At 46.2% G+C, this 21,955-nt stretch carries 19 protein-coding genes and 1 pseudogene; 11 read left to right on the top strand and 9 right to left on the bottom strand.

The features are described from left to right. The first annotated feature begins 94 nt into the window (after positions 1-94). Positions 95-697: a Crp/Fnr family transcriptional regulator gene (locus tag LEP1GSC052_RS07100; RefSeq protein WP_010575110.1), complete on the top strand. Its 603-nt coding sequence runs from the start codon at positions 95-97 to the stop codon at positions 695-697. An 88-nt stretch (positions 698-785) separates the two neighbouring features. Here the strand turns inward: LEP1GSC052_RS07100 and LEP1GSC052_RS07095 are convergent, their stop codons facing one another. Beyond that, a complete protein-coding gene (locus LEP1GSC052_RS07095) occupies positions 786-2,399 on the bottom strand; it encodes a hybrid sensor histidine kinase/response regulator (RefSeq protein ID WP_020986850.1) in 1,614 nt (537 codons plus the stop codon). 180 nt (positions 2,400-2,579) lie between these two features. On the opposite strand from LEP1GSC052_RS07095, the gene LEP1GSC052_RS07090 reads away from it, so the two are divergent. Then, a complete protein-coding gene (locus LEP1GSC052_RS07090) occupies positions 2,580-4,409 on the top strand; it encodes an RICIN domain-containing protein (protein WP_084492200.1) in 1,830 nt (609 codons plus the stop codon). Between the two features lie 198 nt (positions 4,410-4,607). Here LEP1GSC052_RS07090 and LEP1GSC052_RS07085 read toward each other — a convergent pair whose 3' ends face one another. Then, the gene (locus LEP1GSC052_RS07085) at positions 4,608-5,885 is read right to left on the bottom strand and encodes an MFS transporter (RefSeq protein ID WP_010575106.1); all 1,278 of its coding nucleotides are present in this window, start codon (positions 5,883-5,885) and stop codon (positions 4,608-4,610) included. A gap of 339 nt (positions 5,886-6,224) precedes the next feature. On the opposite strand from LEP1GSC052_RS07085, the gene soxR reads away from it, so the two are divergent. Together soxR and LEP1GSC052_RS07075 are read left to right on the top strand one after the other, a co-directional pair. Continuing rightward, on the top strand, positions 6,225-6,680 hold the full coding sequence (gene soxR, locus LEP1GSC052_RS07080; RefSeq protein ID WP_020986075.1) for a redox-sensitive transcriptional activator SoxR: 456 nt from the start codon (positions 6,225-6,227) through the stop codon (positions 6,678-6,680). A 370-nt stretch (positions 6,681-7,050) separates the two neighbouring features. Further along, positions 7,051-8,613 (top strand): FG-GAP-like repeat-containing protein, encoded by a 1,563-nt coding sequence (locus LEP1GSC052_RS07075; RefSeq protein ID WP_167593876.1) that lies wholly within the window; start codon positions 7,051-7,053, stop codon positions 8,611-8,613. A 67-nt stretch (positions 8,614-8,680) separates the two neighbouring features. Here LEP1GSC052_RS07075 and LEP1GSC052_RS07070 read toward each other — a convergent pair whose 3' ends face one another. Next, the gene (locus LEP1GSC052_RS07070; protein ID WP_010575103.1) at positions 8,681-9,838 is read right to left on the bottom strand and encodes an Acg family FMN-binding oxidoreductase; all 1,158 of its coding nucleotides are present in this window, start codon (positions 9,836-9,838) and stop codon (positions 8,681-8,683) included. A 428-nt stretch (positions 9,839-10,266) separates the two neighbouring features. Between LEP1GSC052_RS07070 and LEP1GSC052_RS07065 the strand changes: the two genes are divergently transcribed. The 3 genes from LEP1GSC052_RS07065 to LEP1GSC052_RS07055 all read left to right on the top strand — a co-directional run bounded on the left by LEP1GSC052_RS07065 (position 10,267) and on the right by LEP1GSC052_RS07055 (position 13,042). Next, complete coding sequence (locus tag LEP1GSC052_RS07065; protein WP_010575102.1) at positions 10,267-11,271, top strand: hypothetical protein; 1,005 nt, start codon at positions 10,267-10,269, stop codon at positions 11,269-11,271. 160 nt (positions 11,272-11,431) lie between these two features. Next, the gene (locus tag LEP1GSC052_RS07060; RefSeq protein WP_020985654.1) at positions 11,432-12,487 is read left to right on the top strand and encodes an SH3 domain-containing protein; all 1,056 of its coding nucleotides are present in this window, start codon (positions 11,432-11,434) and stop codon (positions 12,485-12,487) included. A 111-nt stretch (positions 12,488-12,598) separates the two neighbouring features. Beyond that, positions 12,599-13,042: a hypothetical protein gene (locus tag LEP1GSC052_RS07055; RefSeq protein ID WP_010575099.1), complete on the top strand. Its 444-nt coding sequence runs from the start codon at positions 12,599-12,601 to the stop codon at positions 13,040-13,042. 73 nt (positions 13,043-13,115) lie between these two features. On the opposite strand, the gene LEP1GSC052_RS07050 is transcribed toward LEP1GSC052_RS07055, so the two are convergent. After that, positions 13,116-14,123, bottom strand: a complete 1,008-nt coding sequence (locus tag LEP1GSC052_RS07050) for a GlxA family transcriptional regulator (RefSeq protein ID WP_244265272.1) — start codon at positions 14,121-14,123, stop codon at positions 13,116-13,118. Positions 14,124-14,261: 138 nt separating this feature from the next. Here LEP1GSC052_RS07050 and LEP1GSC052_RS07045 point away from each other — a divergent pair, with 138 nt between their 5' ends. Further along, positions 14,262-14,639, top strand: coding sequence for a DUF1304 domain-containing protein (locus LEP1GSC052_RS07045; RefSeq protein WP_010575097.1), 378 nt, complete (start codon positions 14,262-14,264; stop codon positions 14,637-14,639). Positions 14,640-14,776: 137 nt separating this feature from the next. Here the strand turns inward: LEP1GSC052_RS07045 and LEP1GSC052_RS07040 are convergent, their stop codons facing one another. From LEP1GSC052_RS07040 to LEP1GSC052_RS07030, 3 genes are all read right to left on the bottom strand, one after another. Next, on the bottom strand, positions 14,777-15,415 hold the full coding sequence (locus LEP1GSC052_RS07040) for a hypothetical protein (protein ID WP_010575096.1): 639 nt from the start codon (positions 15,413-15,415) through the stop codon (positions 14,777-14,779). A 158-nt stretch (positions 15,416-15,573) separates the two neighbouring features. Beyond that, positions 15,574-16,365: a helix-turn-helix domain-containing protein gene (locus tag LEP1GSC052_RS07035; protein ID WP_051185385.1), complete on the bottom strand. Its 792-nt coding sequence runs from the start codon at positions 16,363-16,365 to the stop codon at positions 15,574-15,576. Positions 16,366-16,439: 74 nt separating this feature from the next. Then, positions 16,440-16,910 carry a PaaI family thioesterase gene (locus LEP1GSC052_RS07030; protein ID WP_040913346.1) on the bottom strand — a complete coding sequence of 157 codons (471 nt, stop codon included), beginning with the start codon at positions 16,908-16,910 and terminating at the stop codon, positions 16,440-16,442. 271 nt (positions 16,911-17,181) lie between these two features. On the opposite strand from LEP1GSC052_RS07030, the gene LEP1GSC052_RS07025 reads away from it, so the two are divergent. Both LEP1GSC052_RS07025 and LEP1GSC052_RS07020 read left to right on the top strand, forming a co-directional pair. Further along, positions 17,182-17,757 (top strand): TetR/AcrR family transcriptional regulator, encoded by a 576-nt coding sequence (locus LEP1GSC052_RS07025; protein WP_020985751.1) that lies wholly within the window; start codon positions 17,182-17,184, stop codon positions 17,755-17,757. A 265-nt stretch (positions 17,758-18,022) separates the two neighbouring features. Beyond that, entirely contained in the window at positions 18,023-18,871 is an 849-nt protein-coding gene (locus LEP1GSC052_RS07020) for a class I SAM-dependent methyltransferase (protein WP_010575092.1), read from the top strand. A gap of 184 nt (positions 18,872-19,055) precedes the next feature. Here the strand turns inward: LEP1GSC052_RS07020 and LEP1GSC052_RS07015 are convergent, their stop codons facing one another. Then, the gene (locus LEP1GSC052_RS07015; RefSeq protein WP_020986818.1) at positions 19,056-20,246 is read right to left on the bottom strand and encodes a YncE family protein; all 1,191 of its coding nucleotides are present in this window, start codon (positions 20,244-20,246) and stop codon (positions 19,056-19,058) included. Positions 20,247-20,465: 219 nt separating this feature from the next. Here LEP1GSC052_RS07015 and LEP1GSC052_RS07005 point away from each other — a divergent pair, with 219 nt between their 5' ends. Continuing rightward, positions 20,466-21,827 carry a sterol desaturase family protein gene (locus tag LEP1GSC052_RS07005; protein WP_010575090.1) on the top strand — a complete coding sequence of 454 codons (1,362 nt, stop codon included), beginning with the start codon at positions 20,466-20,468 and terminating at the stop codon, positions 21,825-21,827. A 30-nt stretch (positions 21,828-21,857) separates the two neighbouring features. Here the strand turns inward: LEP1GSC052_RS07005 and LEP1GSC052_RS21415 are convergent. Next, positions 21,858-21,953 (bottom strand): annotated as a pseudogene (locus LEP1GSC052_RS21415) (TonB-dependent receptor domain protein); the annotation flags it as partial. Between the last annotated feature and the right edge of the window lie 2 nt (positions 21,954-21,955).

Here is a 21,955-nt window from a genome sequence, read left to right as displayed (position 1 = left end):
TCGAATTCGTAAGAAAGAATCGTCCGAATCGTGGATAAGGGTTGCTTTTTGGAGAAATAATTTATTATACGCGAAGACCTCCGGGTTTTTGCGTATGTACACCGATCTACCCTTTATCGAAAATTTAAAACGAAGAATTCCCGGACTCGAAAAGAATTGGTCGAGATACAAAAACATGCTTCGAGAACGGAAGATTCCTCCGAAGACCGTTCTCATCCGAAGGGGAGAATATAATAAATCCATCTTTATCGTTCGAAAGGGATGTCTTCGGATTTGGTTCGACGACGACGGAAAGGATATCACGATCGCGTTCTTTTTTGAAAACAGGGTGATCGGTTCTCTTCACAGTTATAGAGGAACCCAGGCCGCGAGTCAGTTCTTATTGGAGAGTGTGGAAGCCACGGAGTTATACGAGATCAGCGGAGAGGACGCGGCCACCTTGTATCGCGAAAACGACGAGTTCAAGGAATATCTTTTGGAATACACCTTGGAACGTTTCGACACCTATATGAGACTTTTCTTATCTAGGATTCGGGAAAGCCCGGAACGAAGATATTTGAATCTGATTAAGGAACAACCCGATATCATCAGCCGGGTTCCCCAACACTATATCGCTTCTTATCTCGGGATCACTCCCGTATCGCTCAGCAGAATCCGAAATCGGGTCTGGAAGGAACACAAAGGCAAAAAGGATTGAATCGTTCGAAACGATCCTTGTTCGTTGTTCGCGGGTTTCACAAGATTTCAAACTTAGAATTCGGTTTAAAGAATGTCGTTTAACAATTTTAGATCGGTTGCAGATCCTGAAGAATCTGACGGATCGTTTTGAAGTCGTACGGCTTTTGGATCACGCGGTGTAAACCCAGAGGTTCCATCGCGTCCCTGCACTGAGGATCCATATAACCGCTCGCGAGAATCAAGGGAATCTCCGAGAAGGTGGACCGAATTTTTTTTAACACCTCGAGGCCGTTCCGTTTGGGAAGATTCAAATCGCAGATGACGATCTGAATCCTATCCTTGTGTTTTTCGAAAAGATCCAAAGCGATTTCACCGTCTTCCGCTGCGACCACATCGTATCCGATTCTGGACAGATAATGGGTCAGAGGTTCCCGGATCATCTGTTCGTCCTCGACGAGAAGGATCGTGCTGCGGGTCGGCTTTTTTACATTCAAATTTTGGAATGGACTCGAATACTCCGAACGGGTCGATCTTTCGATCGGAATATAAACGCTGAATTTGGAACCTCGGTTGGGTTCGCTTTCCACGCGGATTATACCTCCGTGGTTTTCCACGATTCCGTAGACGAGGGACAAACCGAGACCGGTTCCTTTTCCGAGTCCTTTGGTCGTAAAGAACGGATCGAAAATTTTTCCCTTGGTTTCCTCGTCCATACCGATTCCGGAATCGGAGATCTCCAAGAGCGCATAACGTTTATTCTTGGACGGATCGGATTGCATCGGAACCTTTGGAGGATCGACCTCCTTCAGACGGATAAAAAGATCGCCCCCGCCGGGCATCGCGTCCTTTGCGTTTAAAATCAAGTTGACGAAAATCTGATGGATCTGAGTGTAATCGGCTCTGATTTTGATCGATTCTTCCTGAAGATCCGTAAGAATCCGAATCGATTTCGGAAACGTGGATCTCGCGATGTTCACCGCCTCCAAAATCAAATCGTTGAAGGTGAGCGTTTGAAAAACGGATTCCGTTTTTCTTGCGAGAGTCAATAATTGTTTGACCAAGGTCGCACCTCGTTCCGCGGTTTTTTGGATGATCTGAACCGATTGAAGAATTTTTTGAGAATCGTTCGGATTCAATTCTATCAAAGAAGCGAAACCCATGATGACCGTAAGAATATTATTAAAATCGTGAGCGACCCCGCCCGCAAGCGAACCGATGGATTCCATTCTCTGGGAATGAGCGAGTTGTTTTTCGAGTTCGTGTTGTTTGGTGACGTCCCTTGCGACGCCCACGATACGATCGAGTTTTCCTTCTCCGTTAAAAACCTGAAACGATTGAATCCGAATCCATTTAACGCTTCCGTCAGAATGGACGATTCGAAACCGTTCGTTAAAATCTTGCGAATGATGTTTTCGATTTTGATCCAGAACGTTGACGAGAAGATGAAGATCCTCGGGATGCACCGCTTCGAGCCAAGAATCCGGATTCTCATAAAGACTTTGCAGGGAACGTTTCCAGATTCTTTCGTACGCGGAGCTAACGTAGATCAACCGATTGGATTTGACTTCCTTCATCCAGAATACCTCGTCGATCGTTTCGGCGAGAAGTTTAAAACGTTCCAGAGTTTCCTTCAAGTCTTCCTTGGAAATTTCTTTCGAAGGAGAATCGGGTTCGATTACGGTTTCGTTTTCATCGCAGGGAGTTTCCAGACAATCTTGCATATTCTTTACCTTACCTTTCGGCCCGGAATCCGTTTATCTGTAAACTAGGACGGATCGCGAAGAATCCCCGTTATTAACCTTTGTTAATTCGTTCCGAAATAAGTGAGAATTAAGTCTCCCGTGTTATTAAGAACGCTCCTGAATTTTATAAAAAACTAAAGAATAAAAAGGGGATTTCAGATGAAGAGAAAGATCACCCGGAGTCTAAGCGCTTTGGTGTTGGCGTGTATCGTATCGGCGACGTTCGTCTTTTGCAATGGGAAGAATGGAAACGGAACGTCGAAAGAGTTCGAGTCGCTCGCGTCGTTGTTGTCGATCGAAAACGTGTCGAACGTTTTCGGTTCCGCAAAAGTTTCGAACACGGGAACGGAGAACGCAAGAACGTATTTTCATACGGAAAGTTATCCGCCTCATTGGCTTTCGTGGACGACGGACGGATCTCCCGCGATCCAAAGCGGAGGTTCGTTTTTAACGCAAGGTCTGCGATGCGACGGACGTTATTGCGACAACGTAAATTTATTAAACGTGGAATCCGGTTTTACGCAGACGAACAGTTGGTGGACGGATTTTTTTTCGGAAGAAAGTCCGAACGAAAGGATCTGCGCGAACAACGGATTCGTTACGGGCATTCAGTGTTCGGGAAGTTATTGCGATAACATCGCGCTTCGTTGTTCCCAACTCGACAACGGAGGAACAAGAACGAATTGTTATTGGACTTCTCCCATCTCCGAAGAAAGCGGAGGAAAGTTCGTCGCGCCCGAATCCATGTACATCGCGGGCGCCCGATGTAGCGGACGTTATTGCGACAACAAAGAATTGTATCTTTGTCAAGCCGACGCGGGCGGACCTACGTTGGATCTGGATTCTTTAGCGCATCAGTTCGCGCCTCGTTTGAGATTCGATCAGGAATTCGGAACCGGGTCGGGAGATCAGAGCAAATGTTTTCCGAGCGACGCGGGAACCTACTATCAACAAAGACAACTCGGAGCCGACCCGATTTCTCTCTGCAACAAAAACTATTCCACGATTCAGAACAACCAGGTTCCCATCTATTATATGGCGAGCCAAGTGGGAACGAATTCCGTTCTCATACGTTATTGGTTCTTTTACGCGTGGCAGAGCACTTGTTTTTTGAGCGCGGGTTCTCATTCCGCAGATTGGGAATCGGTCGCGGTTCTTGTAGTGGGAGGACAACTCAAACGAGTCGCGTTCTATCAACACGGCGGTTGGTATGCGAAGGAACTCGGAAGTTTTGAAACGACCGGCAATCATCCCATCGCCTACGTAGGTAAGAATGCGCACGGAAGTTTTCACGATTCGGGCGGATCGGGCGGTTGTTTGTATTTCGAGGATTTTAGAAACACAGGGAACAACGACTATCACATGGATACTTGGAACAATCTCGTTCTTTTACAAAGAGGAAATTCTTTTCCGGCTTGGATGAACTGTACCGGTTCCGGTTGTTTTGACGGAATCGGACATCCGATCGAACAAACGGGAAGTCTGCCTTCTATGGGCGGTTGCGGAAAGGACGGTTGTTCCAAATCATCTTTAGGGGAGAATATGCCCTTTCTGAACGATCCGATCGGTTCGGATTTCTCCGCGATCACTGCAAAACACAGCGGAAAGGTTTTGGACGTTCCCGGCGCAAGCACGGCGGATAACGTGAACTTGGATCAATATACGAACTGGGGAGTGGACAACGAGAAGTGGATGTTCGAATCCACCGGAGACGGATCCTTTAAAATCTCCGCGAGACACAGCGGAAAGTGTATGGATGTCAAAGGCGCGTCCGCGTCTTCGGGAACCAACGTCGTGCAGTATTCTTGCGGAAGTGGAGCCAATCAAAGATTTCAACTTCTTCCTTATGGAGACGGCTACTTTTCGATACAAGCGAAACACAGTTCTCAGTGTTTGGACATCGCGGGTGCGGCTCTTGGGGACGGGGGGCTTTTGATTCAATGGCCTTGCGCTTGGACCGATAACGAGAAATTTCGTTTTTCAAGATAAGAATCCGAGTTTCGTACTATATAAATGATTCTGCATATTCCGTTTTGATTGTGTTCTATTTGACGAAACATATTCCGATTTCGGAATACGCGGGAATCAAAAAGACCCGGGCTTTCTTTTGCAAAAGCTCGGGCCTGTTTTATTCTCAATCGAATTCAAATCGTATGAATCCCGAATAAAAATGGATCCGGAAAAATCTCAGTTTTCGATCACAACTTCCTGAGGCGTCGGAGCCGCATCCACTTGGGGTTTAGCCGGGGAAGAATTCTTATTCGAAACTTGAGCGTTGACCTTATACATCATCGCGATCGTAGCTAAGATCGCAATCGCGACTACGTAACCTAAATTCTCATACCCTGATAAACGCCCCGTGTTCGTTTGAACCACGATCAAACCCGCGCAATACGCCGCGATTCCGCCGGAGATTTGTTGAAGGGAAGAGCTGATCGCCATATACGCGCCTCGATCCGGAAGATCGGGAATCGCCGAAGTCAACGCGTTCGCCGAAATCATTCTGCCCGTGATCGGAATAAAGAGGGAACAGTTGATGAGAATCACGAACCAAAGAGGGGATCTTTCCATTCTCGTATAATAAAGAATGATCGCGATCGCAACCACCGAAGCCGCCGCGAACACGTTGTATTTTCCGATGGAATCCGCGAGTCTTCCGATCACCGGACCGGCTCCGATACTCACAAGTCCCGTAACCATATAGATCAAAGGAAGATCGTCCAAAGTCAAGCCAAGGTTGTGAACCGTAAACGCGCTTCCGAAAGGCATCAACATAAAACCGCCCGTCGCCAAAATCATCGTCGCCATAAATCCCGGAAGATAATTTCCGTTGGTCGCGGTTTTAAAAAGATGTTTGACCGCGTTCCTTTGTGTGCCGGGCGTTTTTAAATGTGCGGTGATCGGTTTGACCCGTACGAAGGCCGCGATTCCGACTAACGCGCTGACTCCGGTGATCAACCAGAAAGGCGCCTGCCATCCCCAGATATTGGATACGAATACGCTGACCGGAAGACCGAAAACCTGACTGGCCGCAAACGCGGTCATTACGAATCCCATCACTCTTCCACGGACTTCCATAGGAAAAAGATCCGCGATGATCGCGAAGCTTACGGAAGCGATCACACCGCCGAAAAGTCCGGTTACGATTCTCGCGGCGAGAAGGTATTCGTAGGTCGTAGCCAATCCGCAAAACGCGGTTCCGAGAACGAAACCTCCGTAAAAGAAAAGTAGAATATTCTTTCGATCGAATTTATCCGCAAAACCCGCGGCTAAAATTCCGGAAGCGCCCGCGCTGAATGCGTATGCGGAGACGACTAAACCGAAATCCAAGGGAGTGATGTTCAGATTCTCCATCACTTGAACTCCCAACGGAGAAAGAATCATAAAGTCGAGCACTACCGTAAATTGTATAAACGCGAGAAGTCCGATGATGAATTTCTGATAGTTGGTGAACGTGGGTTTCATACTGTATTCCCGTTTAAAATCGTATTAAAAAACCGACGAGTTATCGTTTTTTTAAAATCCCCGTCGGTTTTAGCGGTCGGAATTTTCCTTCCGACTTCCATATTTGAATCTTCGTTTTCTAAAGTCATGCGTCTTTTCCTCTAAGTCGAAACTTGGATCAGAACAATATACAAGTTCAAGCGCACTTGAAGTAAAGGGCCGATCGCGATTTTTTTGGATAAAACCGAAAAAAAGTTGAGGATTTTAAAAATAAAAAAAACTTCAAGTTCAATTAAACTTGAAATCTATTTTTCAAAATAACGAAACGATCGAAACGTTTCTAAAAACCCCGGGAGGATTATGGATAAGGAAGAGCTTTTGACGATCGGTCAGGTTTCCAAACGGAGCGGGGTCGCATCTTCGGCTCTGCGGTTTTATGAGGAAAGAGGATTGCTCTTCTCTCAAAGATCGGGATCGGGGCATCGTTTGTATCCTCGTTACGTTTTGAGAAGAATCGCGTTCATCGTGTTCGCGCAAAAGGTCGGATTGTCCCTGGAAGAAATCGCAGTGGAAGTCGCGAAACTTCCCGAGGATTACACGCCGAACGGACAAGACTGGTCCAAACTTTCCCGAACCTGGAGCAGTAGAATCGACGAGAAAATCGCGGAGCTCGAACGTTTGAAAAACGGTTTGTCGGTTTGTATCGGTTGCGGTTGTCTTTCTCTGGCGCGTTGTAAACTCGCCAATCCGGGGGATCGTCTGGGCCGATACGGTTCCGGTCCTTTGCGTTGGATGGGAAATCAAGGAAAAAAATGACAATCCCTCGTTTGCGTAGCGCGATGTCTCCCGTTTCTTTTCTTTCCGAAACCTCGTAGAAACATTTCAAGCGAATGCAAAATATTCTTGTCTTTGTCATTCCTTTGAATCAATGATCCCTTTGAGTCCTTGACTTTAAGAATCGAAATCTGTGTTGTTCGGAAATTTATTTACAAAAACGTGTACGCTCGTTAGATTTCGCATTAATTTTCGTCGCAGTTTTTTACGGAATTTAAGCCGAACTCTGAGCGTTTGTATCGCATTCTTTCTTTTCACTCAGTGTGTAAGACCCGTTTACAATCCCGAGATCGCCTTTTCCAAGGCTTGGTGGGAAACTGAAATTCTCGAGTGCGTCTTATCCGGAAGATGTTTGGACAGCACGCCCCCCTTACTTTCCGTAACCAATCTCCCGTCCTCTCATGAAGGAATTTTAGAATCCGGTTTTATCGTGGGAACCGCGAGCGACGATCTTTTATTGACGCAGGTTCTCGTGAGTTTGGACGGAGGGGCGTATCAACCGGCGCAAGGAGCGCAGGCCTGGCGTTTTATCGTTCCTTCTTCTTGGAAATCGGGAAGTCTACACACGATCAGCGTTAAGAGCGTGGACTTTTCGGGAAATTCTTCCCAGATTCTCAACTTCTCGGTTCGCAAAGGGAAGAATAAGGATATCAACGGAGACGGAATTGCGGACGTCGCGATCACTTCTTCCTTTTTCAGTACGACTAAGAACGGTGAAATTTCTGTCTTCTACGGAATCGGACTCGGAGGTTACAATCCTACCAATCGAACCATGGCGCAGACTACGATTACGGGAAGCGCTTCGAGTTCGTTCGGTTACGTTCTTTCTTTGGGAGACGTGAACGCGGACGGTTATTCCGACTTGGTCGCCGGAGCTTCTTACGAGTACGGAGGAAACGTAGGAAAGGTCTACGTGTTTTACAGCAAGGGCCCAACGGGAATCGTCGCCACGACGGACGCGAACGCGGACGTGGTTCTTACCAACGCCGCGGCGGATCAGCTCGGATACGCTTTATCTTTGGGAGACGTGAACGGGGACGGAATTACGGATATCGCCGCAAGCGGTTATATCGGATCGGGAACCGTACGAATTTATGCGGGAAGCGCTTCCGGCGTAAATTCGACTCCGATCACTTCCATCACCGGTCCCGGAAGCAACTTCGGATCCGCTCTTGAATTGGGAGATTTGAACGGGGACGGTTTCTGCGATCTGATCGTGGACGCGAACACATACAGCGGAGGCGCGGGAAGAATTTATATCTTTCACAGCACCGGTCCTGCGGGAATCACCACGACGAACACCGCTTCCGGTGTCGCATTAACATTAACGGGAGAAGCCGCGAGCAATAACTTCGGAATGAGTCTGCAATCGAACGATATCAACCGCGACGGATTCGAAGATCTTACCGTAGGCGCTCCGGGATATTTGGGGAACCAGGGAGCTGCGTATGTGTTTTACGGATCTCCGACCGGAATCACCGCCGCAACTCCTACGAGCGCGACTCCGAAACTGACCGGGAGCACCGCGGAAAACTTCGGCGGCTTTTTAGCGTTAGGCGACGTCAACGGAGACGGCTATCTGGACTTTCTTTCGAGTTCTTCGTCGTTTGCGGGAAGTATGGGAAAAATTTCCATTTATCATTTTTCAGGAGCGGTGATTTCCGGAACGCCGAGTACGGTGATTTTAGGAGAGATTGGGGGAGACGTGTACGGGACCGCTGGCTTTTCCGATCTGAACGGGGACGGTTTTGCCGATTTGATCTCCGCCGCCCAATCGAATACGGCGGGCGCGGGAAAAGGTTATATTCACTTGAGTCCCGGCGGAACCGGGATCACCGCTTCTTCGCCGACCTCGGGCAACTTCATCATCACTTCTTCCGCGAACTCCGCGTTCGGTTCGATGCTTACCCGCTAACGGCTAACGTTAAATTGCTAACTCTAAACTTAAGCGGTGGAATCAGTTATGGAGAATTCTCTTCGCATTAAAGAAGAATATCTTGCAGACTTCTTCGAGGAGAATAAGGCATAGGATTCGAATAACCGAAACGCGCCACAAGTTGGGGAAAATTCTTTCCAACGTTGAGATGAGTTTGCAGTTGTGCGCGGATCGAAGGCACTTCGATCGGTTGATTGAAAAAGGCGCACTTGATATTTTTAGAAGTGGCGGCTAAGGCCCATCGTTCAAAGGATCTTCCGGTTTCGATCCAATCGTTACGATCGTCTTTCTCCGAGACGAAGACTACAAATCCGGAAGAACTGCGTGCGAGTTTCGCATCGGCTTCCGCTTGCGAGGGCCCGGAAAGCACAAGGGAGAATAGAATGTTTCCGACCCAAGTAGGAATCGAAGGTCCTCCGTTGCACAAAGTCAAAAGCCCGTCTCCTTTTCGAAGCGCTTCGTTTTCGTTAAAACGTATCCACTGTTTGAGCTCGACCACATAACCTTCCTCCGCGATTTGAAGTCGATCTCCTTCCCGAATCCACTCCACCAAAGGGTTCATACGATTTTGATCCGTAAAAAGAACGGTTCTCACTTGGGAATGTTTCGAATCCAATTCCAAGCGTTTCAAATCTTCGGACGGAACCGGTTTGCCGTCGTATTCGTTTCGAGTGGATTGTCTTTTGGGAATCGCAAGAAACAAAGGATCGTTTAAGACCGGTTTCGATTTTAAAAGTTGAATGCGAATACATTCCTTGGGTTCGTTTTTGGGAAAGGATTCGATTTGGGATTCGAATCCCAAAGCTTTTGCCGCCACGACCAAATTTTCGAGAGCGCATCCGATGCTTATGTACAATTCCCGATCCTGGGGGTCAACGAACGGAAGTCTTCTGGAAAGATCGGGAAAAATGCGGATCGTGTTATCCTCCATCGAGAATTTCCACGGCTGAGAATTATGACTGGAAGGAGCAAGGATCGCATAACGTATGAGTTCCAATTTCGGATCGGTCGAAACGTTCGAGGTCGAAGTTTTACGGAGGCGCAAAGATTCTTCCCCGTAGTCGAGACCGGAACAATCATACACGGAACCGAGCGCGGCGCTCGCGCCTAAAAGGGTCAATGCCTTAAGGAATTCCTTTCGGGTTTTGAGATTCTCCATTCTTTTCATAGAATTGTCCTTATCGCGGGGCTTGGATCGAAGCAAAGAAGTTTCGAAAGTTTTCGCATCCGTAGCGTAAATCGGCGGTTAAACCGTCTTCGCTTTAAACGAAAAATCCTTCATAGTTTTGAGTCGCGGACAAGCGAAAAACGGATCCGAATGTCTCCATTCTTTACGGATCTATAATATAAAAAGATCGGACGACTCGAAAGTCGGTACTTCCGTCGACGTCTTGGACAAACGGAAAACGCGCGGATTCAGGATCGATTTCTATTTTTTCTAACGAAAGTTTAAAAATAAGAACCGGTGGAATCGCCGTTTGAACGCGGTTTTTATTTTAAAATATCTAACTTATAAGGTGGTCCCCGCGATTCGAACAAGAAATAAAAAATTGATTGAAGCTTCCCCCGTTTCCGAACATTCTGCGCCGACCGTTTTGGATTCAAAAAAGAGAAGGGGAGAATATTATAAAAATGAAATATATAAAAAATAAGATGCGCTTCGCCGCGGTCTTTATCTTGTTCGCGGCGGCGCCTTATCTGAACGCGCAAGGATTGAACGTACAAAGTCTCATCAGCGGAGCGGATTATCCGGTCGAAAACGTGGATTATTTTTTGGAAGAGGTCGGAACCGCGGCGATCGGTAGCAGTCAAAACGGATGTCATTCCCAGGGAATCAAATTCGACGGAAACTATTTCTATTCTTCCTGTATGGATACGAACGGAAACAATACGGCGTATCTTTTCGTTCACGACAAATACGGAAGATTGATCCGTAAGTTCAACGCTGGTTCTTCTTACGATCATCCGAGCGGAATCTTCTATTACAACGGATGGGCTTACGTGGGATTTACGAGCAACGGAATCGATATGAAGTCGCAGTTGTATCGATTCAACGGAGCGGGAACGGTTCAGAATCTGGGATTCTTCGATCATTCCGTAGGTTTCGTAGGACAGTCGATTCCTAATCCGAACAACCAAAGTTTTTCGGCAAAGACGCGCTTCTATTCTTACGATCAATACTACGAAAGACAGTGTAATTATACGGACGGAACCTGTTCGAGTTTTCTAGACGTGACGACCGGAAATAATATCAACAGCGCGGGAAAGGACGGGGTTCAGGACTGCGACGTATATTACAAAAACGGAGGATGGTATAAGGCTTGTATTTTATTCTCCGCAAGTCCGAACGTGATCCGAGTCTGGAAAGGAAATCAAACAAAACTCGGACCCGATAACGCGTTGACCACGTATACGATGACGTATCAACCCGGACATTCCGGAGGATTCTCCTTTTATACAGATCCGAACGGAAAGAAGTGGATCGTAACGAGTCCGCCTCCCGAAACGAATCGAAGATATTGCCAGGGTTGTTCCTTAGTGGGCGGGAACACTTGCGCTTGCACGGATAAGAACAATCGTCAAAGAGTACGATTCTATTCCTTCGATCGATTCTTGTGGCCTTCCGGTCCGAATTGACATTCAGCATCTTGCAACTTCCTTTTCGGCGGCTCGTCGTTTCGACGAGTTGCCGTTTCTTTTCGTTTTGAGAATGGAAAAACTTACGCGATAATTGCTTGAATCCGATTCGAGTCGATACGATTCTCGTTTCAAAAATTTCAAGGCCGTAAGAATTTTCATGAAACGACTTATTTATCTCATCCTTTTTCCGTTTGTTTTTCTTTTTATTTCCGGAAACACGTTGCACTCGGAATCGCAGGAACGTTATGCGAAAGTGAACGCAAACGGAGGTTTGTATCTTCGGGACGGGGCCGGTCAAAAAAATTCCACGGTCCGATTGCTTCCGAACGGGACTCGAGTAAAGATCATCGGTAGATCCGATAAGACCGAAACCTTAAACGGCAAAAAGGGAAACTGGGTCGAAGTGGAAGGTTTGTATAAAAAGGGATGGGTGTTCGACGCATATCTCGAGAACGTTTCGAACGCTGATTCTCTGGTCGCTTATCAAAAATATCTGGATTCCTTAAAAACCGGAGAACTTTCCTCTTTGCAAAAAGCGGAGAATCAATTTATTTCCAAGTTTCCGCCGAATTCTCCGGATGCGGAAAACGCGTTTCGGGTTTATACCGAATTCGTATTAACGCAGAGTGTCGAAATCGATTCCAAACTTCAGGAAAAACTTCAAAACGATTACGGAAAGTGGACCGATTCCGCGCTCGTACGAGAACTCAATTCCCACGGTTTGACCGTGGAATACTGCGAAGGGGACGCGGCGTTGATCGAATACTACGATCATTCTCTGGTCGTATTAAAAAATTATACCTTTCCCTTGAAAGAAACGATCCGTTTGTTGAGTAAGGTCGGGTATCCGTACACTTGCGACGCGGGAATCGGAATTTCCTGGGAGGAAATGAGAAAACGCATCGCGAAGATCGAAACGTTCTTAAAAGAATTCAGTACCGTTCCTGAAAAAACGATGATCGAAGGTCTTTTGAAAGAATATTTCGGTTTTTACGTGAACGGACTCGACAATACGCCCGTTTGCGAATGTAAGGAAGAATCCTGCGTTCTTTCAAACGAAGCTCGAAAAAGTTTTAAGAATTTTTTAAACGAGAACAAGACTTCGGTTTATTTTTCCTTTTTGGAAAAGTTGAATTCGATGTATTCCAAAAATCAATTTCGTTGCAACGAAGAGATCCGCAATTTCGGATTTTCTTTTTTTGAAAAGAAGTAGATCGAAAAAAATTTCCAACGGATTTTCTTTGATGGATTTCGGCGGATTTTTATGATTGAATCTTGGATGAATTATCGTTCGAAAAACTAAATCCATCCAAGGTTTGATTCAATGAAAATAAAGAATATTTTAAAAACTCTGTTACTCTTCGGATACGCGTTCACGTTGACCGCGACGGTTTCTTTTTGCGCCGGAATCGGCGGGGATCAAGTGGCCGGAGACGACGACTTTAAGAATCGATTTGAAACCGCATTGAGAGGAAAACTTCTTTCCTGCAATATCTTGGATCCGGTTGCAAGCAACGCCGTCATACTTTTTTGGAAGGATTCTTCAAACCCGAAGGGACCGCTTTCCTTTTTAGAACCGAGTTCGTATTATACCCAAAGGGACATCGACTTTTGTATCAAAGCCATCGGCACGACTCCCTGCGGGGCCAACGTTCAAGAATTTACTACGAACCAAACGTTGACGATTCTGATGTACTGCCGTCCGAAAGCGGCTTGTCTTTTGGATAAAACGCATATGGGCCACGGAGAATGGTGCGTGGGGAATTGATTCTTATATTCAAAAAACGTAAAATAGGAGGCGGCGCGGAAGCTCCGCTTTTATTCTTACCCGCATCGTAGAATTACTGTCTTTTTTCGCCCAACTTCGAATGAACCGAAAATTTCTTTCTGTGTTCGAGGGGAGTGTTTCCCGCGTATCTTTTAAAAAGAAGTCGAAAAAATCCCACGTTTTCGTAGCCGACCGCGTAGCTGATCTCTTCCACGGATTCGTCTCCTTCTTCCAAACGTCTTTTGGCGTATTCGACTCGGAGTCTTTGTAGATACGTGGAAGGCGGATCGCCCGTCGCGTTTTTAAATCTTCTTTTGAAACTTCTGGAACTTAAACCAACACGTTGTGCGACATCGTCCATGGAAAGCGAGGACGAAAAATCCTTTTCCAAAATCGTTTGCGCCGCGGCGACCGATTCGTCCCCGTGATGTTTTTGAACGGAGAACATCATAAACGGTGTTTGTGAAATCCGATCCGTATCCAGAAGAAAATGTTTCGCGCATTGCAACGCGATTTCTCTTCCCAAAAATTGTTCGAGTATATGAAGACCCAAATCGTAAAACGCGTTGCTACCGCCCGAAGTGAGAAATTGTCCGTTGTCGATCACGAGCTTATCGATGTCCAAACTGATCGTCGGAAACATTCTCCGGAAGAGAGGAGCGAAGAGCCAATGTGTGGTCGCCGATTTTTTATGAAGCAAACCCGTGGCCGCTAAAACGAAAGCGCCCGAACAAACGCTCGCAATTCTTGTTCCTTGCGAAGCGACTTCCTTCAACCATTCTATTTCCAAGGAGAATCTTCTCTTAACGTTTTTCACGTTCGGCCCGATTGCGGGAACGATGACCACGTCCGCGTCCGAACATCTTCCCACTAGGTCCGGGACGATCTGAACCTTTCCGTGTAAGGCGACCGGTTCGGATTGTAAGGCCAGGGTTCTCACCCTGCAAAGACCGGATCTGCGTCGAGTGTTCAAGTCCAGGCCCGCGATTTCAAAGAATTCGCGCAAACCCGTGATGACCGAAGCGGGCGCTCCGGGGAGCAAAAGAATGACGACTTCCATGCCGCAAGATTCTAAAATCATGACCGTTTTACAATAAAAAATGCGATTGAGCCAATTTTTCGATGGCGGAATCACATCGGAAAATGGCGTACTTCGTTCTTTACAAAAAGCCGGGAACCTTGTATGATTCCGTGACAATTTGTTTAGGAGAGATAACTCATGATTTTAACCGCCAGGATTCTCGCTGGTATCGTCGGCCTTCTTCACGTTTGGATTTTTTTGATGGAAAGCGTTTTGTGGATGCGCCCCAGAATTTATAAACGCTTCGGAGTTCCCGATTCTAAAACCGCGGAACAGATGAAGACCGTTTTTCTCAATCAAGGATTCTATAATTTATTTCTTGCGATCGGAGCGATCTACGGAGCCGTATTCTTCGATCTTCATCCCGGATACGCTCCGGCGGTTTTAGTCTTTGCTTGTCTTTCCGTTTTCGGAGCGGGAACGGTTTTGTTCGTTTCCAAACCGGCGATGGCTCGCGCCGCGTTCATTCAAGGATTGCCTCCGTTGATCGCAGTGATTTTGTATTTTCTAAGTTAGAATGGAAATCGGAAGCCTCGTCGTTTTCAAAGCGGGGCTTCCGATTTGTTTTTTCGAGTTACGATTTATCGCCGAACGTGTGGTAACGAATTCAATTTTTGTAATGTCTTTTGAATGAAAGGAATCGGTTCGACTTTTTAAAAACGATCGTTCGCTTCGGCCAAGGCATAAGCCCTTCCGTCCTGCCAGAGAAAGTCCAAAACGGAGGCTAAAACAGGGGAGTTCCAAACGGTTTGAAGATTGATCTTGATTTTAATTTTCGGATTAGTCTCTGAATACAAATGGAGGTTTCCATCCTCGGAATATTTTCGTAAATCTTTCCAAGCCACGAAATGTTCTTCGTTCTTCTTAAACCATCGAACCATGGTAAACCGAACGCCTTTCGGAGTGACTTCCACGTTCGGAATCTTATAGGATCTGCCGTTTTCCAAATTGTACAAAGCTTCCTCGGTCAGTCTTTTGGTGACGTTATCCCAGAGGGAATCGACGATCGAAAAGTAGAGATTCTCCACCTTTTGATTGATTACGAAAGGGCGAACCGAAACGAATTCGATTCGAATCAGCCCATCGTTTTTGTCCTTTAAAAAAACGGAATACGTTCGATTGGCCTTGATCCCGTTGATATACAGCTGAACGATCCCGTAACGGATTTCCTTTACGTCGTGGCAACGAAGTTCGACTCCTCCGTAAGAAATCGTTTTTGAATCGATTCGAAGCCTTTTGGGAAACGGAAGAAAAATGCTATGTCTGATCTTGAAATCGATTTCCTGGCTCATCGGAGGATATGGAAAACGAAAAAATCGGAACGGTCAAGTTTTTGTTCGAAGTCGGATCGAAACCGGTACGAACTCACGAAATTTTGTAAGTAAATTCAAAGAAAAAAAAGATCGACGACTAAGAATCGTTTCCGTTTACGAAGGTTCGGATCACCTTTTCAAAGTTTGGCGAGAATTTTTTCGAGCGATTCGTTTTCAAAATACCAATCAATCGGTTCTCCTTTTCCAAAAACGGAAGAGGGCGAGATTCCGAAAATTTCCCGAAACGCGTTCGTAAAGTGGGCTTGATCGTAAAAACCCGCGCTTAAAGCCGCGTCCGCGAGCGACGCACCTTGTTTGTGCGCGATCACCGCCGATTTCATACGATACCATTTTCGAAACGCGCGTAACGGAAGTCCGATCGCGTTTTTAAACTCGTGTTGTAGCCAGGACGCGGACATTCCGATTTCGTCGGCCAGTTCGTCCACGTTCACCGATTCTTCCGGATTTTCAATCAGTCTTCGTAAGATCAGAATCAATCGATCGTCTTCCATAAATTTTTGATCCGGAGTGGAACGATGGAACGGAAACAATCGGTTTAGAATTTCTGAATATTGTTCCGGTTGCGAGTTCAGAATTTCCGAACAAGTGGAAATCAATTCGGGGGCCCAGGAAGGATTTGGGTATAGACGATTCGGACCCGCGTCACGGGAAAGAACGGTTCCGATTTCGCTTCCCGGATCGGCGAATAGGATCCCCACGTTTCCGGTAAGAATCGTTTCGTGATTTAAGATTCCGTCGAACACAAAGGAACGCGCGCTCATCCACTGCGGATCGCCCTTGATTCTTTTTTTGATTTCGAAATCCAATCCGACAACCGCCGCCGAGGTTACGGTAGAATGAAACGCGAGGTCCGGTAACTTTCCGATAAAAAGAACGGCTCCCCGGAGTACGCAGATTACGTTCCGCATTCGCTTAACGTAATCGACGAACGATCCGACGCAATAGAAATCCGAATTCGTTTCGCAAAATCGGATCTTATGATTCAACGAGGTTCCGCGATCGCGTATTTGTATTTTGCCTGCGCGGCTCTTTTGTTTTCCTCGTTGAAAAAGTCGCATACGTATTCCAAAATTTTTCCGTTCTTCTGAACGAGTCTCGCTTTTGCGCGCACCGTTTCCGTACGGATCGGACGAAGATAACGGATGGAAGCGTCCATCGTAAACGTTCTTTCCCTTTCGTTTTCCACGTGAAAAAAAGCCATGATCGATGTAAGAGTATCACCCACGCTGAAAAAACATCCTCCGTGCATAAACCCGTGAAGCGCACGATTGCTTTGCGCGTAAGGAATGTCCGCTTCGGAAACGTCCGCGTTCACGCCGATCACTTTCATATTGGTAGCGCCGGGAAAACACTGATCGATCAAATTCTGCGCTTGTTCCAAGAGAGTGCAGTTTTCCTTGAGAGTAAAAATATCTACGGGGACATTATGATATAATAATTCTGCTACGTTCATTGCCATTCTTCGGTTCCTCGTTCGGTTTTCTTTTCGGATAAGAATACCACGGATGATTTTTCGAGTCTTGGAAAAACGTGCAGAAACTCGAATCCCGTCATGATTTTTAAAAGAATCCGCTTTTGTTTTTGCGAGGATCCGCATTCTCATCCGATAAATGAAAAGTCTTTCGTCCAAAATAGGGTTGACATGACGCGAAAGTTCCACCTTGGTTCTTTGTGGCGGTCGACTTTTTTCGTTCGATTCTAATGTTGAGGCGAGTCTGAGAAATATGCAAGAAACAGGTTTACGCGATACGATCGTAAGCGAATCCGGAGAACTATTCATCCAACGCGGTTACAACGGCGTTTCCATAAAACAGATCGCCGAAGCTTCCCGTTGTACGACTGCGGCGCTTTACTATTATTTTCCGGAAGGAAAGGAATCGATTCTCAAGGACGTTCTTCGTTCTCATTTACCGGACCCGGAACAAATTCTTCTGGTGGGTCTTTCCGCAAATTCTCTGAAAGAATTATTGACCGGAGTGGCCTTGAAAGTATGCGCTCACGATTCCGATGTCGTCAAAAAAGAACGTTGGCTTTTGGCGGAATTTCCGAACTTCACCGAATCGGATCGCAAGGTCATTCACGAGACGATGAGAGCGATTCATACGGCTTTGGAAAAAGAGGTGAGTCGATTCGTAACCGATCGGGAAACTTCGAAGATGCTTTCTTGGATTTTTATGAGCGCGAGTTTCGGATACGGTCAGCTTTTCGGAAGTCTTCAGATCAAAAAGGTCGCGGATCTTCCTACGCAAGAATTCTCCGAAAAAATAGGCGCCATTCTTTCCTCCTTCATCGATTCTTAAACCCGGATTCTCCCCCAATTTTTAAGGTTCTTATGGCTTTTGTTTTGAGATTCAGAAATTTATTATTGACTTACTGATTAGTAAGTAAGCCTTCTGATACTTAGGGCATCATTTTCTTCCGATCCGGTCCAAAAAACCGAATTCGGATGAAAATTTTGAGAATTTGGTTTGTTATTACTTACTGATCGATCAGTAAGTAAGCTAAATCGATCGAAAGTCAGCGAGAAAGGGCATTTTGTCCGGAAATTAGGGGTTAGAATCTTCAATGGAACAGAATCTTTTAGAAATACGGGAACAACAAAAGGAATCCTGGAATCGGTTTTCTCAGGGTTGGAAGAAATGGGACGACTTGTTTATGGATTTCCTCCAACCGATGGGGGATGTGATCATTCACACTCTTGATTTGGAAGATACGGATGTAGTCTTGGATGTCGCCGCCGGGACGGGAGAACCGGGTTTGACGATCGCGACTCGTTTGAATGCGGGTAAGGTAGTCATTACCGATCTTGCGGAGGATATGTTGGAGATCGCTCGGGAAAGCGCCGTCAAACGAGGAATTTCGAATATCGAAACCCATGTTTGCGACGTTTGCGAACTTCCCTTCGAAAACGAAACGTTCGACGCGATCAGTTGTCGTTTCGGTTTTATGTTCTTTCCGGATATGAAATTGGCGGCGAGCGAAATGTTTCGAGTTTTAAAACCCGGAGGAAGAATCGCGGCTTCGGTTTGGAACGCGCCCGAAAAGAATTTTTGGATCACCGCGATCTTAGGAGCGATTCAAAGAAATATTTCTCTGCCCGCTCCGACTCCGGGCGCTCCGGGTATGTTTCGTTGTTCCGACGCGAACGTGGTTTCGGATCTTTTCAGAGACGCGGGTCTGGAATATATCTTAGTCAAAGAAAGTTCGGGAAAGTTGAAATGTAAAAACGCGGAAACGTATTGGAATGTGATGACCGAAGTGGCGGCCCCCATCGTTTCCGCTCTTTCCAACGCGGATCAAAATCTTAAGGATAAAATCAAAGCGGAAGTTTTTGAAACGCTTCATAAACGATACGTTCCGGATCGGATCGAAATCGAATCGAGCGCTTGGATCATTTCGGGTAGAAAGGCCTGAGGGACGAGGGATTTTATGAAGAGACGTTTTAACTTGTTCAACGTTCTTTGTTACGGATTCCTTTTGTACATCATCTTTCTACATATTTTAGCATATTATTCTATTCTATTTTATCTTCAGAGTAGCGAAATCCATTGGCACGCGTATCGCTTTTGAGTTAAGCTTCGACTTCGGAATTCTCAGGTCAGGGACTGACCGCTACGGCGGAAGGTCCCGCTTGGGTCGGAAAGCTCGAATTGGCGAGGGTTCCGTTGAGATAAGCGCCCGTGGCCGCATTGTAGTAGGTTACCGTTTGCGAAGACGAGTTTGCCACATAGGCTATGTTGGCAGTTGCGTTAACCGCAACCGCGTAGGGTCGAACGCCCGTTGGAAAACTGGAATTGGCGAGACTTCCGTTGAGATAAACTCCGGTCGTCGCGTTGTGAAGCGTTAACGTCTCCGAGGTCTGATTTGCGGAATACAAAATATTCGAAGCGGGATTGACTGCGAGCGAAACCGGACCGGTTCCCACGGGTAAACTCGAATTGACAAGGGTTCCGTTTAAATACGCTCCCGTGGTCGCATTGTAGATCGTAACCGAATTGGATGCGTTGTTGCCCACATACAAAAGATTGGCGGTGGTATTCAACGCCATCGAAGTCGGCCCCGATTGTGCGGGAAAGCTGGAAGTTGCGGAAGCCGTGGTCGCATTGTAGTAGGTAACGTTATCCAAATCGAAATTGGAAATATACATTCGATTCCCGACGGGATCGACCGTCAAACCCTGCGGAGTGGTTCCCGAAGTGGGAAAGCTCGAGTTCGCGAGAGTTCCGTTCATATACGCGCCGGTCGTCGCGTTCATATACGTGACCGTTCCCGAGTTCGCGTTCGAAACGTAGATCAAGTTTGCGTCCGGATTGACTCCGATAAAAATCGGACCGTTCCCGGTAGGAAAGCTCGAGTTCGCGAGAGTTCCGTTGATATACGCACCCGTCTTCGCATTAAAATATGTGATCGAGTTTCCGGTTTGTGCGGTTACATAAAGAACGTTCGCTTTCGGATTGACCGCAACGAAGTCTGGACCGGCCTGAGTGGGGAACGTCGAATTCGCAAGAGTTCCGTTTAAATAGGCTCCCGTTTTCGCGTTATAAATCGTAAGGCTGTTCGCGTTGTAGTTCGCGACATACAAAAGATTGGGCGTCGGCGCGGAACCGCTTGCGTCCGCTCCTTGCGCGAGAAGAGCCAACGCAAGAGGAAAAAAAGAATTCGAATCTCCCGATTTCGAATCGGAAACGAGATAGGTAAGAGCAGGCCACATCGTACAAGATACAAAGAAGAATGGAAGGAATAAAAAAAACGCGAGCGATCTTTGGATCATTCTTAAATTAGGAATCATACAATGAAACTGGAAGGTTGCAAGTTTCCGTCCATAGAATTCTGATATTTAGGAATGAATGATACAGGAAAAGGAACGGCACCGTCGTTGGAACGTTTTTGGAAAAGAATGCCGTAAAGCGGAAACGAGAACCGTCTTCGCTCGGAAAAAAGAAATTGAATTGTCCTTTTTCGGATTTCGGAACAATCTTGAGTAACATCGGTTCAACGATTCGGAAATATGGAACAGAACTTAGTCGTACTTTTTATTCCTTGTTTGTTCGTTTTGATCGTCGTGGAAGTTTTATATTCCTTGTATCGGGGGATTCCGGCGTATCGATGGAACGATTCTCTGGACAACTTAGCGACCGGAATTTCCAATCAGATCTTTATCGTGCTCTTTCATACGATCACGATCGCGGGTTATCTTTGGATTTATCATCACTGGAGAATCTTCGATCTTCCCGCTTGGCCCGGCGAACCTTTGTGGTGGATGCCGACTCGCGATCTCTTCGGGATTTCTTCGAAGGTAATGTCGTTTATCATTGTCGCATTAACGTGGATCGTTTGTCTTTTTGTCTATGAGTTCGCGTATTATTGGAATCATCGGCTGAGTCACGAGATCAATTTTCTTTGGGCCGGGCATATCGTTCATCATCAAAGCGAAGAATACAATCTCGGAGTCGCTTTTCGTCAGGCGAGTTTCCGGGGTTTATTCACTTGGGTTTTTTATCTCCCGCTTGCTTGGATCGGATTTCCTCCCGCTGTGATGATCTTCAACGCGCAGTTCAGTCTGATCTATCAATTTTTGATTCATACGAAATTCATTTCCAAGTTACCCGTTTGGTTCGAGTCGATCTTCAATACGCCTTCTCATCATAGGGTGCACCACGGAAGAAATCCCCGTTATATCGATAAAAACTACGGAGGAATGTTTATCTTCTTCGACAAATGGTTCGGCACTTTCGAACCCGAAACGGAAACTCCGGTTTACGGAATTACGACGCAACTCAAAAGTTTTAATCCTCTATGGGCGAATTTTCACTATTGGTGGGAGATGATTCAGTCCGCGAAAAATTCTTCGAATTGGAAGGACAAGGTGAACTTATTTTTTGCGTCTCCCGGATCGACAAACGAGACGGAGGAGGAGAACGGAAATGCGTTTCGAAAGGAGAAGGACGTTCACCGGGAGAAAGACAAACCGGGAATATTCGAAAAATATGATATTCCTTTGCCCAATGGGCTTTTGTTTTATGTTTTGTTCTGGTCTTTTGCGGCGATTTTGATTTCCTTTTTAGTTCTTTTGAATGTAGGGCGAATCCCCGAATCGGTTCTCCACAACGTGTTTTTTGCGAGCATTCTTACCTTTGTTTGTGTGGGGGGAATCTGCGATCGTAAAAAATGGGTTTTGTTTTTGGAACCGATTCGTCTGTTTTATCTCTGTTTGACTTTCTTTCAATGGTTCGGCGCGGGCAATCTGAGTTTTGTTCTGCTCGGTTTTTATCTTATTTCCTTGGTTTGTTTTTTGATTTTGTATCAAAGATTTATCGATCCGCGACGGACCGGTTTTGGAAAAGGAGAATTGGAAACTCGAATCGGATGAGCCGCGGATGTTTGACGATTCGTAAAAATCTTAAAACTGAATTTGAATCCCGAAATTAAAAAAGGGAAATTTATGTTTGTATACGTTGAGTCCGTTTTGATTGATATAAGTCGTTGGCGGGTTGATCC

The organism is Leptospira kmetyi serovar Malaysia str. Bejo-Iso9 (assembly GCF_000243735.2).
In the GTDB taxonomy this organism is placed as follows: domain Bacteria; phylum Spirochaetota; class Leptospiria; order Leptospirales; family Leptospiraceae; genus Leptospira; species Leptospira kmetyi.
The sequence above is the reverse complement of the archived record's forward strand: the minus strand, read 5'-3'. Positions and strand labels throughout refer to the sequence as shown.